The sequence below is a fragment of the Cytobacillus sp. FSL R5-0377 genome (assembly GCF_038004385.1).
Taxonomy (GTDB): Bacteria; Bacillota; Bacilli; order Bacillales; family Cytobacillaceae; genus Cytobacillus.
Genome location: NZ_JBBORA010000001.1, coordinates 3,521,249 through 3,535,569, shown reverse-complemented (window position 1 = coordinate 3,535,569; position 14,321 = coordinate 3,521,249). Strand labels below are relative to the sequence as shown.

The following is a 14,321-nucleotide window of genomic DNA, read 5'->3' as shown; positions in this document are numbered from 1 at the left end:
GCAGGAACACCTTTTTATGTCAAAAAAACGAAAATAGGCACTTTACGGAAAATAGAATCATAGGATGTAAAATAAGAACATTGGGGAAAGGGGTATGCGCGAATGAGAAAAAAATATAATCCCTACAAACTGCCTCCCTGGTTAAGAACTTTCAGGAATATATGTGCACAATTCATTATCCCGTTCTGTGTTTTTCAAGGCATTAGAACAATATTATTGCCTACTACCTTCGATGTGCTGCTGCTTTCGCTGTTCATTCTGATCGCTATCGCCTTTCATCTTCAATTAGTATAGGAGCCCTCAACCTTCAGCTTTGGGCTCCTTCCTGTGCTTGAGCTTCTGCTGCCGCTTTTGCTTCTTGTTTTTGTCTCTCAATCTCATCGATTCTCATAACGGCATATTCAATATTTTTTAACAGCCAAAACTGCCTTTGCAGATGCTGGACAGCCTTCCTCTCTCCCCTTTTTCCTTCCCCTTTATAATATTGCTCAGCTGCTCTGATAATAGGACCCGGATGAGCAAAGTAGCTTTGAAACAGCAGCATCTCGTCATCCCTGAAGGGAAAGTACTTCATATAAGTGTAAAGCCATTCTACACATTCCTCAGATCTTTTGGGATATGTTTTTAGTGTCCTTGATAAAAACGGCAATAAATCATGGAGCGGCGACCCCTGTCTTGCCTTTTCGAAATTAGTAAAGTAGCCATACCCCCTATCATCGTATAGAAAATGTTCGGTTGAAACTTTCCCATGAATAATGACCGTTCGTGCTTTTTCATCTTCCTTTGTTTTTTCGAACCAATCTTTAAATTTGTTTGTGGAGAATTTAAGTGCCTGGCTGATATCATTGTAATATAGGGAAAACATTAGCTCAAAAGGGGACATATACTCTTTTCTTTCGCACGCTTCAATGAATCCCTCCAGAAACTCATTTTCTTTTTCCCATTCCTGTAAGGTATTTTCGTAATGCTCGGTACGGTCTTCTTTTTTTATCGGAACCTCCCTCGAGGACAATGTGTGCAGTCTTGCCAATTCCCGCAGCATCTGCTGATGCCGCTCAAATCTATCCTCCTTTTCCTCATTGGACATCCAGGGCATTAAATAAAATAATTCATTCTGATGGAGTACAGCATATCTTCCGTCCACCGTTGGGTAAATAGGAACTATTCTGTTGAAGCCTTTTTGAAAAAGTGTTTGTACATGTCTTATAAAATCCGCTCCGTGCTGAGGCTTTATTTTCTTTAAAGCAAAAACACCTTTGCTGCTGTATACCTTCTGTACCCTCCCAAAATCCTCTACAAAATGCGGCTCTAATGAATAATGCTTTAAAATGGGAGAGACTTTATGCAGCCGATTTTTTTCTTCCACCTTAACCACTCACTTTCCAAAACTGACAAAATATATAAGTTAAACGAAAATAGCTGAGCGGGTTACGAATACCTGCTCAGCCTTTTAACCTTTTAGTGGGCTACCGCAACAGGAATGTACAGCACTTGCCCTTCATAAATATCCTGATTAATTTCCAGATGATTTACCCTTAACAGCTGCTGAGCCGGTATATCATACCTTTCAGCAATGACATCAATTGTATCGCCGTTCTGCACAATGCAAACCTTGAGCTTCACATGTTCTTCTGACTCTTCCCTGCGGGCAAAAAACTCCGTTAACGACATGCTTTTCTTTTTGGAAAGTTTCTTTTTCTTTGCTTCCTGTTCTTGTTCTGGAGAAGATGAAGATTCCTCAGTTTCCTGTGCAGCCGCCTGAACAGGCTTCTTTTCAAAAGAAGGGCTATCTGATTCGGATGCTTCTGTCATTTGATAAATTTCCTGTGCAGTTGGCGGTGTTTCCTCTTCACTGCGCTGAGAAGAGAAGGATATTTCCGGCGCAGTTTTCTGCGTCTGTTCTTCTTGCGGCTGTTCTTGTGTTACTTCAAGCGCTGCAGGTATTGCCGGTTTAATAACTTCCTGCTCTTCCTTTTCAGGCTGCTTCCTTGCTTCAGCCTCGAACGGGGTATAAACCTCTGCAGTTTCTAATTGCTCTTCCTGCTGTTCCTCGTCCCATATATCTTCCGCGGTACGAGCGGCTACTTGTTCCTCTCTTTCTACCTCCAGCTTCTGCTCTTCCTGCTGAAAAGACGGCCATTCCTGGAGAATAGGCTCTTCTTCCTCTGTCTCCTCCACCGCTTCAGGAGATCTGTACAGAGGCTCTAATTCTTCAGTTTCAGTTTCAGTTTCAGCTTCTTCCTCCCATACCTGTACAGGCACATGCTGCTGATCACCATATAATCCTGTTATGGTTAAATTAGCTGTCAGCTTCATACAGCTTCTTTCCGGAAGAACATAATCGAAGGACTCCACTGCAACGTCAATATCGTCTAAGCTTTGGATTCTATTATTTGGAATGGTGATATCAACTGGAAAATAGTGCTTAAATTCACAAATTCCTTCTCCCCGTTCTTCGATAGTCTGAACGAATTTGGTTGCTGCAAAATCCTCTTGTTCTTCCCCTGATGCTTCTTCATCGCTGCGTCTATACTCACCTGCCAGTTCCAATGCTCCCTGGATTGTTACATATTGATCGCTTTCCTGAATTGTTATATTGGGGTCTAGCGAGATGGAAATCAGGTCAGATACTTCCTGTCCTTTTTGAAACCATACTGATTCTTCTAAAGAAAATCGTAAGCACGATGGATTCCCCTGAGACAAAGCGACTCCTCCCTTCGAATCTTTGCGTTTAATCACTATGTCATTAACAATCCTATGAGGGATGGGGATACTTTATGATTAGAAAAATAACGCTTTAGGGGAATCTGGCTCATTTGATATAGATCTTTGAAATATTTAAATTTGGTGAGTGGTAGGTTGATATGCCTGGAGACAAGAAAAGATTAGAACCGAGTTTGTGTGCCTAAGTTTGGTGCACCTTTGGACAGAGAAAGCAAATTTTCAAGGCCTTGAGTCTGAAGTTGATCCAACTTCGGACACAGATAGCCAAATTCCAAGGGGTTGAGTCTGAAGTTCATCGGACGGAACTGGCTTTAATCAGAGGACGAGCCTGATGCTCCCTTATACCAGCTAAGGGAAACATCTTTATGATCCAGAATGACAAGATAAAATTGAAAAAACACTCATCAAATATGATGTGGACTGACCCGCGGTTTTGAGACTTAGAAAAAACACCTATGCTGCCTGTCCTCTATATTCAATAGGGGACAGGTAGTTTAATTTTGCCTGAATGCGTATTTCGTTATAATAACTCATATATTGATTTACGATATTTACTAACTTACAATGAGAAAGAGAAGATCTTTTTTGATCTTTGAATCCTTCCGACTTTAGCGAGGAGTGAAAGGATTCGATGACGGCATTATCATGGCAGTTTCCCTTTCGGGACATGCTTGTGATCATGCCGTTTTCTTTTGCCATATTCTGAAACGCATAGGAGGTATACACAGCCCCCTGATCCGTATGAATCATGATTCCTTCAGCTGGTTTTCTTTTTTCTAGAGCTTCCCGAAGGGTGCTTAAAACCAATTTAGTTTCCTGGCTTGTGCTCACCTTAAACGCTACAATTTCATTGTTGTACAAATCCATAATTGTCGACAGATAGACCATTGATGGACCATAAGGCAGATATGTAATATCTGTGACCCACTTCTCATTCGGCTTATCTGCTCTAAATTGCCGATTTAATAAGTTTTCAACAATAATATTGGTTTCTCCATTTAAGTATTTAGGTCGCTTCACCTTTATCTGGCATTGCACTTTGTATTTTTGCATAATTCTTTGGACTGTCTTCCGATTAACATCAACCCGATGATTTCGTTTGAGAAGAGCTTTAATTTTCCGGTGACCATAACGAAAATGATTTTCCTCGCAAAGATGTACTATAAGCTCTTCTAATGGACTCATTATGGTGTGAATATACTTTTTCTTCCACCGATAATAAGTAGCTTTTGGTACTTCCAAGGTACCTAAAATACTGATTATAGAATACACAGAAGACAGCTCCTCTACGACTTTTAACACGACTTGCGGCTCCAGCTCCTTTCTATCTCTTGGTACTTTTTTAAAATATCCAGCTGCATCTCCAATTGTTTATTCTTCCTTCTTAATTCATCTACTTCACTTAATTCGTCTGGCCCCTTACCATACGTGTATTGTTTGCCTACGGGCTGAGAAAACCGGTGAACCTGACCTTCTCTATGCCATTTCATCCAAGTTTTGATTTGTGAAACATTTCTAATTCCGAGCTGTTCCATAATTGCCTGATTGCTTAATCCCTTTTGCTTTAACTTAATCGCTTCCCACTTTATTTCTTCTGGATAATGAACTCTTGTCCCCATAAGAAAAACACCTCCAAAAATCGTATAGATATTAAATACGATTCAGGGGGTGTTTTTTCCTTGTCTCATTTTACTGGGTCACTCTAGATGAGTGTCAGGTTTTTATTATTTTAATTTGGAGAAAGCCTGCTCAGCAGCACTAATTGTTTTTTCGATGTCCTCATCTGTGTGTGCAGTTGAGAGGAAAAGTCCTTCGAATTGGGATGGCGGCAGAAAGACTCCCTGGTTTGCCATTTCCCTGTAGTATTCTGCAAAGAATTCCAGGTTGGATGATTTAGCTTTTTCATAGTTAACAACGTCTTCATTTGTAAAGAAAATACCAATCATAGATCCGGCACGGTTAATGGTGTGCGGGATATCATATTTTTCAGCCGCTGCTTTAAGCCCTTCTTCCAGCCTGTCAGCTTTTCTTTCAAATTCTTTATATGATTCCGGTGTCAGCTGGCTTAAAGTCTCAAAACCTGCTGTCATGGCAAGAGGATTTCCTGATAATGTTCCTGCCTGGTATATTGGACCGCTTGGTGCAATCTGCTTCATAATCTCCGCTTTTCCGCCATATGCACCGACTGGGAGACCGCCGCCAATAACCTTGCCAAGACATGTAATGTCCGGTGTCACCCCAAAATAGCCCTGCGCACAATTATAGCCGACACGGAATCCGGTCATAACTTCATCAAAAATGAGCAAGGATCCGTTTTGTTCTGTGATTTCCCTTAAGCCTTCAAGGAAGCCCGGCTGAGGAGGAACGACTCCCATATTTCCAGCTACCGGCTCCACAATCACACCTGCAATATCATCTCCGAATTGCTCAAAGGCATACCTTACGCTTTCAAGGTCATTGTAAGGAACTGTGATGGTGTTTTTAGCAACACCTTCAGGAACTCCCGGACTGTCAGGCAGTCCCAGAGTTGCCACACCAGAGCCAGCTTTAATTAACAGGGAATCGCCGTGGCCATGATAGCAGCCTTCAAATTTCATAATTTTATTTCGGCCGGTATATCCTCGGGCAAGTCTTAAAGCACTCATGGTAGCTTCTGTTCCGGAAGAAACCATCCGTACCACTTCGATGGAAGGAACTCGTTCAATAACAAGCTTTGCGAGTTCGTTTTCAATTTCAGTAGGAGCACCGAAGCTTGTTCCCATTTCAGCTACTTTCTTAATACCCTCGACCACACGTTTATTAGTATGGCCCAGAATTAAAGGTCCCCACGACAATACGTAATCGATATATTCATTGCCATCAATATCGTAAATTTTCGAGCCGCGTCCGCGTTCCATAAAAATGGGATCCATATTAACTGATTTAAATGCACGTACAGGAGAGTTTACTCCTCCGGGCATCAATTCGCTTGCCTCTTTAAAAGCCCTGTTAGATTTTTCATAAGAGCGCATGTCATCCCTCTTTTCTATTTAATAAGAAGTTCCAATAACTATCGGCCTGCGATTTTAGCCTTGTTCCTTAATCCACCTTGCCGCATCTTTGGCATGGTAAGTAATAATTAAATCACTTCCTGCACGCTTCATGCCTGTAAGCATTTCCATAACTATTTTTTGTTCATCAATCCAGCCGTTCTGTGCCGCAGCTTTAACCATTGAATATTCACCGCTCACATTATAAATGACAATTGGCAGATTGATGTTGTTCTTAACATCACGTACAATGTCCAAATAAGGCATTCCCGGTTTAACAATCAGGAAGTCAGCACCTTCCATTAAATCCGATTCAGCTTCGCGCATGGCTTCCATGCGGTTGGCAGGATCCATCTGGTATGCTTTCCTGTCGCCAAATTGCGGTGTGCTGTCAGCAGCATCACGGAAAGGACCGTAGAATGCAGATGCGTATTTAACTGCATAAGACATAACAGGAATATCTTCAAATCCCGCTTCATCAAGACCTGCCCGGATAGCTGCTGTAAATCCATCCATCATGTTGGACGGAGCGATAATGTCTGCTCCTGCTTTCGCCTGGCTGACAGCAGTCTGTACTAGCAGTTCCAGAGAAGCATCATTCAGCACTTCACCATTTTCAATCAGACCGCAATGGCCATGGTCCGTATACTCGCAAAGGCAAGTATCAGCAATAATGATGATTTCCGGATATTTAGCTTTAATAAATCTGGTAGCTTCCTGTACGATTCCATGATCATGATAAGCCTGCTGCCCGCATGCATCTTTCTCCTTAGGAATTCCAAATAAAAGGACGGACTTAATTCCAAGAGAAACAACTTCGTTCATCTCCTCTTCCAGGTGATCCAGTGATAAGTTAAAGATACCCGGCATTGAAGGTATTTCTCTTTTAATGCCTTCTCCTTCCGCCACGAAAAGCGGATAAATTAAATCCTCTGTTCGCAAGAAGTTTTCACGGATAAGCGCTCTCATATTCGGACTTTTGCGAAGGCGTCTATGCCTGTTAAATTGAAGATCCATTAATTTTCCCTCCTGGTTTCTGCTAAGTATCTAATAATGCCCTTAAGCATGCTATGTACTGTATATACTTTCGGAAATGCATGAACCTGCAGGCCATATGCCTCTGCACGTTCTTTTGTTACAGGGCCGATGCAGCCAACCACACTGTCTTTCACCGCATTCTGAAACCCAAGCTCCTTAACAGCCTCCATAAAATGGTCCACTGTGGAGGGACTGGTAAAAGGAAGTATATCTAACCCTTTTCCTGAAAGCTGGTCTCTTAACAGGCTGAGGCTCTCGCGTGGAAACGTAGTTTTATAAACAATAATTTCATCAACATTTGCACCATATTCTGTGAGAGAAGCTGCGATATAGTCACGTGCCAAATTTCCTTTAGGGATTAGTACCTTCATCCCTTTTTCTACAAACGGCAAAAAATCCTCTACAAACCCTTCAGCTACATACTCTCCTGGCACAAACTGGACCTTTAATCCCTTATCTGCAAGCGTTTGTTTTGTTTTCTCACCGATAACCGCTATCTTAGGAAAAGGGCTGACTTGACTAAAATTCTCAAAAAAAGCATCCACTGCCGTTTTGCTGGTGAAAATCACCCAGTCATAAGATTGAATTTGTTTATGTGCTTGAATTAAAGCTTCATTATTCCGCAAAGGCTCGAAAGCAATCAGGGGGATCTCAACTGGTATCCCCCCATAGCTGCAGATAAGATCTGAAAAGGACTGTGCCTGCTTTTTCCCTCTTGGCACCAGAACATTCATGCCTTCTAAAGGGGAAGTCCGTTTCATTGCCCGTCAAGCTCCTCTTTTACTCTGTCGATAAGCTCTTTAGCACCCTGCTCGGTTAACTTAACAGCCATCTTAACACCAAGCTCTTCCGGATTTGAACCGGTTAGTGTTTCCTTGTAAATCACTTTTCCATCAGGAGAACCTACAAGTCCTGTTAACTCCATTTCCCCTGTTTCATTCATTGTTGCATACCCAGCAATCGGAACCTGGCAGCCGCCTTCCATCTTATGAAGGAAAGCACGCTCTGCACGTACAGTCTGGTTCGTCTTTGGGCATGTGAATTTATCCAGCAATGCCCGAAGCTCCTTATCACTTTCACGGCACTCTATAGAAAGTGCTCCCTGGCCAACAGCCGGCACACAGATTTCCGGCTCCATAAATTCCGTAACAACATCCGATGCCCAGCCCATTCTGGATAGACCCGCTGCAGCAAGAATGATCGCATCATATTCTTCCGTTTCCAATTTGGATAATCTGGTATCTATGTTTCCTCTGATCCACTTAATCTCCAAATCCGGACGCTGCGCCAGCAGCTGAGCCCCTCTGCGCAGGCTGCTTGTTCCAATAATAGAACCCGGCTTTAAGTCATTCAATTTGATATGCCCTTTTGAGATGAGTGCATCCCTGTGGTCTTCTCTTTCTGGAATGCTTCCGATTGTCAGGCCTTCAGGAAGTACAGCGGGCATATCCTTCATGCTATGTACAGCCAAATCAATTTCTTCATCAAGCATGGCCTGTTCTATTTCCTTTACGAATAAACCTTTTCCTCCGACTTTTGAAAGGGTAACATCAAGAATTTTATCACCTTTGGTGACTATTTCCTTCACTTCAAACTCAAAGGATGGATCGAGGTTTTTCAATTGGCTGATCACCCAATTTGTCTGAGTTAATGCAAGCTTGCTTCGTCTTGAACCTACGATAATTTTTCTCATTACAGCCTCCTGCAATTGTGTCTGGCAGCGGCTTAACCGCCGCTTCCGCTTTTCTTTGTCTAGCTCCGGCTCCTAGCCCCTCGAGGTCATAAGCTGTTCTGCTCTGCGGCAAACTGCGCCGCGCCGCAGACCATCTTATGCTAGTCGGGACTGATCAGTCGCCTCCGCTTTTCTTTTGTCCAGCTCCGGCTCCTAGCCCCTCGAGGTCATAAGCTGTTCTGCTCTGCGGCAAACTGCGCCGCGCCGCAGACCCTCTTATGCTGGTCGGGGCTGGTCAGTCGCCTCCGCTTTTTTATGAATACCAAAAATGGAATGATGAAAGTTTGCCAAATAAAAAGAAATTAATTAATACAATTAAAAATGAAGCTAAATTCCAGAGTGCTAAAGATTTTCCATATAAGCCCTTTCCAACTTTCATATAGAGATAAATACTATATAAAGCCAGGACAATGAATGAGCCGATTACCTTGGAGTCATACCAGACCATATGCGGCAATTTTATGTATGCCCACTGGATGCCTAAAATTAAACTTATCATCAGCATAGGTACACCGATAACATTTAATACATAGGACATATGTTCAAGCTTTGACAGATCCGTTATCCGGAGCAGCCTTGTTCCCCACTTTTTCCTTTTCAGCAAATCGTATTGAATTAGATACAGCAATGAAAAAACGAAGGAGAGCGAGAAGGCTCCATATGAAAGAATCGCAACTGTTATATGAATCAGCAGGAGTTCTGATATGAGCTGCTGGGCCTGTACAGCCGAATCAATCTGCACAGGTGCGAATGTATGAATCGCCATTATGATAAAGCCAAGAACATTTGTAAAAAAGACGATAAAATCGACTCTGAGCAGCCTGTTAATTCCCAAAGAAAGAGTGATAAGCACCCAGGCATAAAAATATAAGCCCTCAAAAATGGTCAGTACAGGGAACCTTCCTGTATTCATCATATATAGTACCAGGAAAACCGTCTGAAGCACCCATACAAATGCAAGTAACCAGAAGGCAATTCTATTCGCCTTCCGGTTATGGTGAAGAAAATCAATAAAATATAATAAGACACATAAGGCATACAGAACCACCGTAAATTCGTGCAGCCGTGTCATATAGAAATCAGACATTGACAGGACCCCTTTTATGATTGAAAGGAAGTCTGCTGTGATTGAGCGAATGCGTGCTTTGGTTTGGCTGCTGCGTGCACGTTCTGCTGATCTGAAACAAGTTCTTCTATATTAAAGATTTTTACAAATAAATCTAATGCCTGTTCGGAATCCTTCTGTCCAGCCATTTCTTTAGCTTGTAAAATTGGATCTTTTAATAGCTGATTGATGATGCTCTTTGTATGCTTGTTCAGCACTTTTTTATCACGATCACTCAAATGCGGCAGCTTTCTTTCAATGCTTGTCATTGTTTCACTCTGTATAGCCAGTGCTTTGTCACGCAAGGCGGAAATGACCGGAACAACACCAAGCAGGTTCAGCCATTGCTTGAATTCAACAATCTCCCCTTCAATCATCAGCTGAATCTTTTCGGCTGCCTTTTTACGTTCCTGAAGGTTGGCTTCAACAATCCCTTCAAGATCATCAATATCATATAGGAAAACACTGTCCAGGTCTGCCAGCTTCGGATCCAGATCTCTTGGAACAGCAATATCTACCATGAATAGAGGTTTGCCTTTTCGCATTCTTTCTGCGTGAGCCATCATATCCTTTGTAACAACAAATTCTTTGGCCCCGGTAGAACTGATTAAAATATCTGCTTCAACAAGAGCACATTGAAGCTCATGCAGCGTTTTTGCCTGGCCGGCATATCGGCTTGCAAGGTTCTGTGCTTTTTCAAATGTCCGGTTAATAACCGTTACTTTGCTGGCGCCATTGGCATGAAGGTTTTGGATTGCCAGCTCACCCATTTTACCTGCTCCTAAAATAAGAACATGTTTATTTTCAAGTGATCCAAAAATCTTCTTAGCCAGTTCCACTGCTGCATAGCTGACAGAGACTGCATTTGCACCTATTTCCGTTTCGGAATGTGCCCGCTTAGCTAATGTTACTGCCTGCTTAAACAAGTGGTTAAAGACAGTACCGGTTGTGCTTTTCGATTGAGCTTCCAGAAAACTTGATCTTACCTGTCCCAAAATCTGTGTCTCGCCAAGGATCATGGAATTTAGGCCGCACGCGACATTGAATAGATGCTCTATAGCCCCATCCTCTTCATAAATAAATAGGAATGGAGAAAATTCCTTCTGATCCATATTGAAATATTCAGCCAAAAATTCCTTTATATAATAGCGGCCAGTATGAAGCTGGTCCACAACTGCATAAATTTCGGTCCGATTGCAAGTAGACAGAATGACATTCTCTAAAATGCTTTTTTTGTCATTTAAAGTCTTCATTGCCTCGCCCAATTGTGAAGGATTAAAGGTTAGACGTTCACGGATTTCAACAGGGGCAGTTTTATAGTTAAGACCGACGACTAAGATATGCATTGAAATTGACACCCCCAGAATTATTGCCTAGTTCGTTAATATTAATTATATCATGTCTATTTTTTCAATTAATGCTTAATTGTGAACAGATAATGAACACATATGATACTATATTTTAAACAGGAGCCTTGTATAAGGTTATCTTAAAATAGACAAATACTCCCTTATGTACAGTAACAAAAAAACTTGCCGGATTCAAGTGAACCTTATTGGAAGTGGTGTTTTTTATGAAAAATCAGCGTATTTTCCCCGGAATTATTTTACTCGGATTTGGAGCCTACTTTTTTCTCCAGCAGAGCGGATTTACTGCCTTGCAGTCTTTCTATTCCTGGCCGACTCTCCTCATTATCGTCGGAGCAGCCTTTTTAATTCAGGGATATGGCGCAAGGGATTATGACTCCATACTGCCAGGGGTCATCTTAACAGGATTTGGCCTGCATTTTCATGTGGTGAACCGCCTCGAAATTTGGCCGGATCATATTGGGACATTCATCCTGATAATGGCTCTTGGCTTCCTCCTTAGGCATCAGAAAACTGGAGCAGGATTATTTCAGGGCCTATTATTCTTAATTCTTGCCGCATTGCTCTTGTTTTATGACAGAGTAGCTGAGTGGATGGGACTTCTTGAAAATGGCATCTCTGATGTTTGGCAATTATGGCCTATCTTATTAATGCTAATTGGATTATATTTTTTATTATCAAAGAAAAAATAAAAGACAGGGATATTTAGCTTTTCCCTGTCTTTTACCATTCAAACTGTTTAGAGAACCGAATCAAGAAAATTTTTGGTTCTCTGCTCTTTTGGATTGTTAAACAAATCCTCCGGATGTCCCACTTCAACAATTCTGCCATCATGCATGTAGACAGCCCAGTCTGCCACTTCTCTTGCAAAGCCCATTTCATGGGTGACGACGACCATTGTCATGCCTTCAAGTGCCAGCTCCTTCATAGTGGAAAGCACTTCCCCCACAAGCTCCGGATCCAGTGCTGATGTCGGTTCATCGAAAAGCATGATATCAGGCTTCATTGCAAGCGCCCTTGCAATGGCTACACGCTGTTTTTGTCCGCCTGAAAGTTTTGATGGATATACATTCTCTTTGTCAGAAAGCCCAACTTTTTTTAATAGTTCCTGGGCATCTTTTTTCACTTGATCCTTAGGAAGCTTTTTCACATGTAAAGGTGCTTCCATCACATTTTCCAGAACAGTCATATGGGGGAATAAATGAAAGTGCTGAAAAACCATTCCAACTTTTTCTCTTACTTTATTGAGATCATGGGTTTCTTTTTCAACCTTGTCCCCCTCAAAAATGATATTGCCGCTGTCCTTTAATTCAAGAAAGTTCAAGCAGCGGAGCAGTGTGCTTTTTCCGGATCCGCTGGCACCAATCAGGCAAACAACATCGTTTTCCTTTACTGTTATATCAATGTCTTTCAGGACATGGAGATCCCCGAATGATTTGTTCAATTTTTCTACTTTGATCATGTACGATTCACTCATTCCTCATTCCCCCTTAATCACTGCTTGCCATTTTTTTCTCAATCATATTTACAAGGATGGAGAAAATAAGTACAAGTACTAAATAGTAAACAGCTACGATCAGCAAATAGCTCATGTAGTCATATTCATTGGAACCATATGTTGTTGCCACGTTAAAGAGCTCGTACATGCCAATGAAGGATGCAAGTGATGAATCCTTCAGTGCAATGATAAACTGATTTCCAAGAGGCGGCATAGCACGGCGGAATGCCTGAGGGAGAATGATTCTTCTCATCGCAAGGCCTGCAGTCATCCCCAGTGAACGTCCCGCTTCCATTTGCCCCTTGTCGATGGATTGAATGGAGCCCCTGAAAATCTCGGCTATATAGGCACCGTTGTGAAAAGCAAGTCCCAGGACAACTGACCAAAACTGTGAAATATCCAGCGCTGTCAATCCGAAATAGAAGATGAATATCTGTACAACAAGAGGTGTTCCCCTTACAAGAAAAATATAGATGTCAGCAATCCATTCCAGAACTTTCACTCTTGATATCTTAAGAAAGGCAAAAAACAGTCCTATAAAAATAGCAATAAACACCGATACAATGGTTAATTGAAAGGTTAAGAGCATCCCCTTTAAAAATACGGGATATGTATCAATAAACTTTGTAAATAAATCCACAAAAATCCCCCTTCAGATGGCTATTTCAATTTGTGTAAAAAACAAAACAGGCGAATGTCTGATACACATCCGCCCGCAATGTTATTCCTTCTCAGGATCAACTGTTATATCTTCACCGATATATTTTTTGCTGATTTCTGTGAGTGTTCCATTCTCGCGAAGTGTTTCAAGAGCTTCATTCACTTTTTCGAGCAGCTCTTTATTATCCTTTGCAACTGCAATAGCCTGCTCACTGCGGCCAAGCAGCTCTTTGCCTTCAATTTTCATTCCGGCGCCAATGGCTTCTTTGCCTGTAACAAAATCTGTGATGACTGCATCATGTTTTCCCTTGCTTAAGGCTTCCAAGGCGACAACATCACTATCATAGAATTGTATGTTATCTGTAACCTCCTCAGCATTTGATGTGTATGTAGAACCCTTAGATACTGCTATCTCCAAGCCTTCTAAGTCGGCCAGTGTCTCAACACTGCTGTCCGGACGCACATAAATCTGCGGGCCGGAATAGTAATATGGCGTTGAAAAATTGACTGCCTTCAGACGTTCTTCAGTAATGGTGTGGCTGGCTACCGCTGCATCAAAACGGCCTGATTTAACTCCCTCCACAATACCGCCGAACTTAAATTTATTCTGAACCGGCTCAAGCCCGAGTTCTTTTGCTACAGCCTCGGCAACATCAATATCAAACCCGCTCATGCTTCCATCATCATTTGTATAACTAAAAGGTTTAAACTCTCCCGAAGCCGCGTATGTAAATTTGTCTTCATCTACAAGATCCATTCCGTTTTTAGACGCTTCCTCTGATCCGCACGCTGCCAGTACTAATACAAAAGCAGCTGCTATGATTCCTTTTAACCAATGTCTCACTAGTCTAAATTCCCCCTTCAGTAGCTCTCTATAATATTTGCTCTTTAACTCTATCATTGATTAGGAATATTCTCAAAATTCATATTTTATGATAATTCATTGTATAATTGTATATATGCTATTCTCATTAACTGACCGTCTTTTAACTCCAACATAACTCCATATCCTTCACTATCCTTTAAATTCCTTATCTTTCGACAAACGCTATATCCATTTATCACCATATGTATAACGTACTGCAGGATTGTCATTCTGCGGTTACCGGTACAATAGGCCTAATTGAAGATAATTTAATGTGTGCTTTTGATTAATCCCTGTTCATCT

14 protein-coding genes are annotated in these 14,321 nt (G+C 41.8%); 2 read left to right on the top strand and 12 right to left on the bottom strand.

Annotated features, from left to right (window positions below):
• Positions 1–102 precede the first annotated feature (102 nt).
• Positions 103–294 (top strand): hypothetical protein, encoded by a 192-nt coding sequence (locus tag NSQ49_RS17960; protein WP_236566176.1) that lies wholly within the window; start codon positions 103–105, stop codon positions 292–294.
• Positions 295–307: 13 nt separating this feature from the next.
• On the opposite strand, the gene ysxE is transcribed toward NSQ49_RS17960, so the two are convergent.
• From ysxE to hemA, 9 genes are all read right to left on the bottom strand, one after another.
• Complete coding sequence (gene ysxE, locus NSQ49_RS17955; protein WP_159863332.1) at positions 308–1,366, bottom strand: spore coat protein YsxE; 1,059 nt, start codon at positions 1,364–1,366, stop codon at positions 308–310.
• A 92-nt stretch (positions 1,367–1,458) separates the two neighbouring features.
• Positions 1,459–2,703, bottom strand: a complete 1,245-nt coding sequence (spoVID, locus tag NSQ49_RS17950) for a stage VI sporulation protein D (protein WP_251284495.1) — start codon at positions 2,701–2,703, stop codon at positions 1,459–1,461.
• 474 nt (positions 2,704–3,177) lie between these two features.
• Positions 3,178–4,343 (bottom strand): IS3 family transposase gene (locus NSQ49_RS17945; protein WP_341070733.1). Its coding sequence is split into 2 segments (ribosomal slippage): positions 3,178–4,067 and positions 4,067–4,343, totalling 1,167 coding nucleotides; the frame shifts between segments, so codons are not numbered across the junction.
• 105 nt (positions 4,344–4,448) lie between these two features.
• A complete protein-coding gene (gene hemL / locus NSQ49_RS17940) occupies positions 4,449–5,735 on the bottom strand; it encodes a glutamate-1-semialdehyde 2,1-aminomutase (RefSeq protein WP_251284710.1) in 1,287 nt (428 codons plus the stop codon).
• Positions 5,736–5,789: 54 nt separating this feature from the next.
• A complete protein-coding gene (gene hemB / locus NSQ49_RS17935) occupies positions 5,790–6,770 on the bottom strand; it encodes a porphobilinogen synthase (RefSeq protein ID WP_159863335.1) in 981 nt (326 codons plus the stop codon).
• On the bottom strand, positions 6,770–7,552 hold the full coding sequence (locus NSQ49_RS17930; protein WP_251284711.1) for a uroporphyrinogen-III synthase: 783 nt from the start codon (positions 7,550–7,552) through the stop codon (positions 6,770–6,772). The genes hemB and NSQ49_RS17930 overlap by 1 nt, the downstream gene beginning before the upstream one ends.
• The gene (gene hemC, locus NSQ49_RS17925) at positions 7,549–8,484 is read right to left on the bottom strand and encodes a hydroxymethylbilane synthase (protein ID WP_159863337.1); all 936 of its coding nucleotides are present in this window, start codon (positions 8,482–8,484) and stop codon (positions 7,549–7,551) included. The genes NSQ49_RS17930 and hemC overlap by 4 nt, the downstream gene beginning before the upstream one ends.
• A gap of 292 nt (positions 8,485–8,776) precedes the next feature.
• Positions 8,777–9,610 carry a cytochrome c biogenesis protein gene (locus NSQ49_RS17920; protein WP_159863338.1) on the bottom strand — a complete coding sequence of 278 codons (834 nt, stop codon included), beginning with the start codon at positions 9,608–9,610 and terminating at the stop codon, positions 8,777–8,779.
• Positions 9,611–9,624: 14 nt separating this feature from the next.
• Positions 9,625–10,974, bottom strand: a complete 1,350-nt coding sequence (gene hemA, locus NSQ49_RS17915) for a glutamyl-tRNA reductase (protein ID WP_159863339.1) — start codon at positions 10,972–10,974, stop codon at positions 9,625–9,627.
• 227 nt (positions 10,975–11,201) lie between these two features.
• Between hemA and NSQ49_RS17910 the strand changes: the two genes are divergently transcribed.
• On the top strand, positions 11,202–11,687 hold the full coding sequence (locus NSQ49_RS17910) for a LiaI-LiaF-like domain-containing protein (protein WP_159863340.1): 486 nt from the start codon (positions 11,202–11,204) through the stop codon (positions 11,685–11,687).
• A 47-nt stretch (positions 11,688–11,734) separates the two neighbouring features.
• On the opposite strand, the gene NSQ49_RS17905 is transcribed toward NSQ49_RS17910, so the two are convergent.
• The 3 genes from NSQ49_RS17905 to NSQ49_RS17895 all read right to left on the bottom strand — a co-directional run bounded on the left by NSQ49_RS17905 (position 11,735) and on the right by NSQ49_RS17895 (position 13,997).
• Positions 11,735–12,472 carry an amino acid ABC transporter ATP-binding protein gene (locus NSQ49_RS17905; RefSeq protein ID WP_159863341.1) on the bottom strand — a complete coding sequence of 246 codons (738 nt, stop codon included), beginning with the start codon at positions 12,470–12,472 and terminating at the stop codon, positions 11,735–11,737.
• A 13-nt stretch (positions 12,473–12,485) separates the two neighbouring features.
• Positions 12,486–13,133, bottom strand: coding sequence for an amino acid ABC transporter permease (locus NSQ49_RS17900; protein ID WP_251284712.1), 648 nt, complete (start codon positions 13,131–13,133; stop codon positions 12,486–12,488).
• An 81-nt stretch (positions 13,134–13,214) separates the two neighbouring features.
• Positions 13,215–13,997: a transporter substrate-binding domain-containing protein gene (locus tag NSQ49_RS17895; protein ID WP_159863343.1), complete on the bottom strand. Its 783-nt coding sequence runs from the start codon at positions 13,995–13,997 to the stop codon at positions 13,215–13,217.
• Between the last annotated feature and the right edge of the window lie 324 nt (positions 13,998–14,321).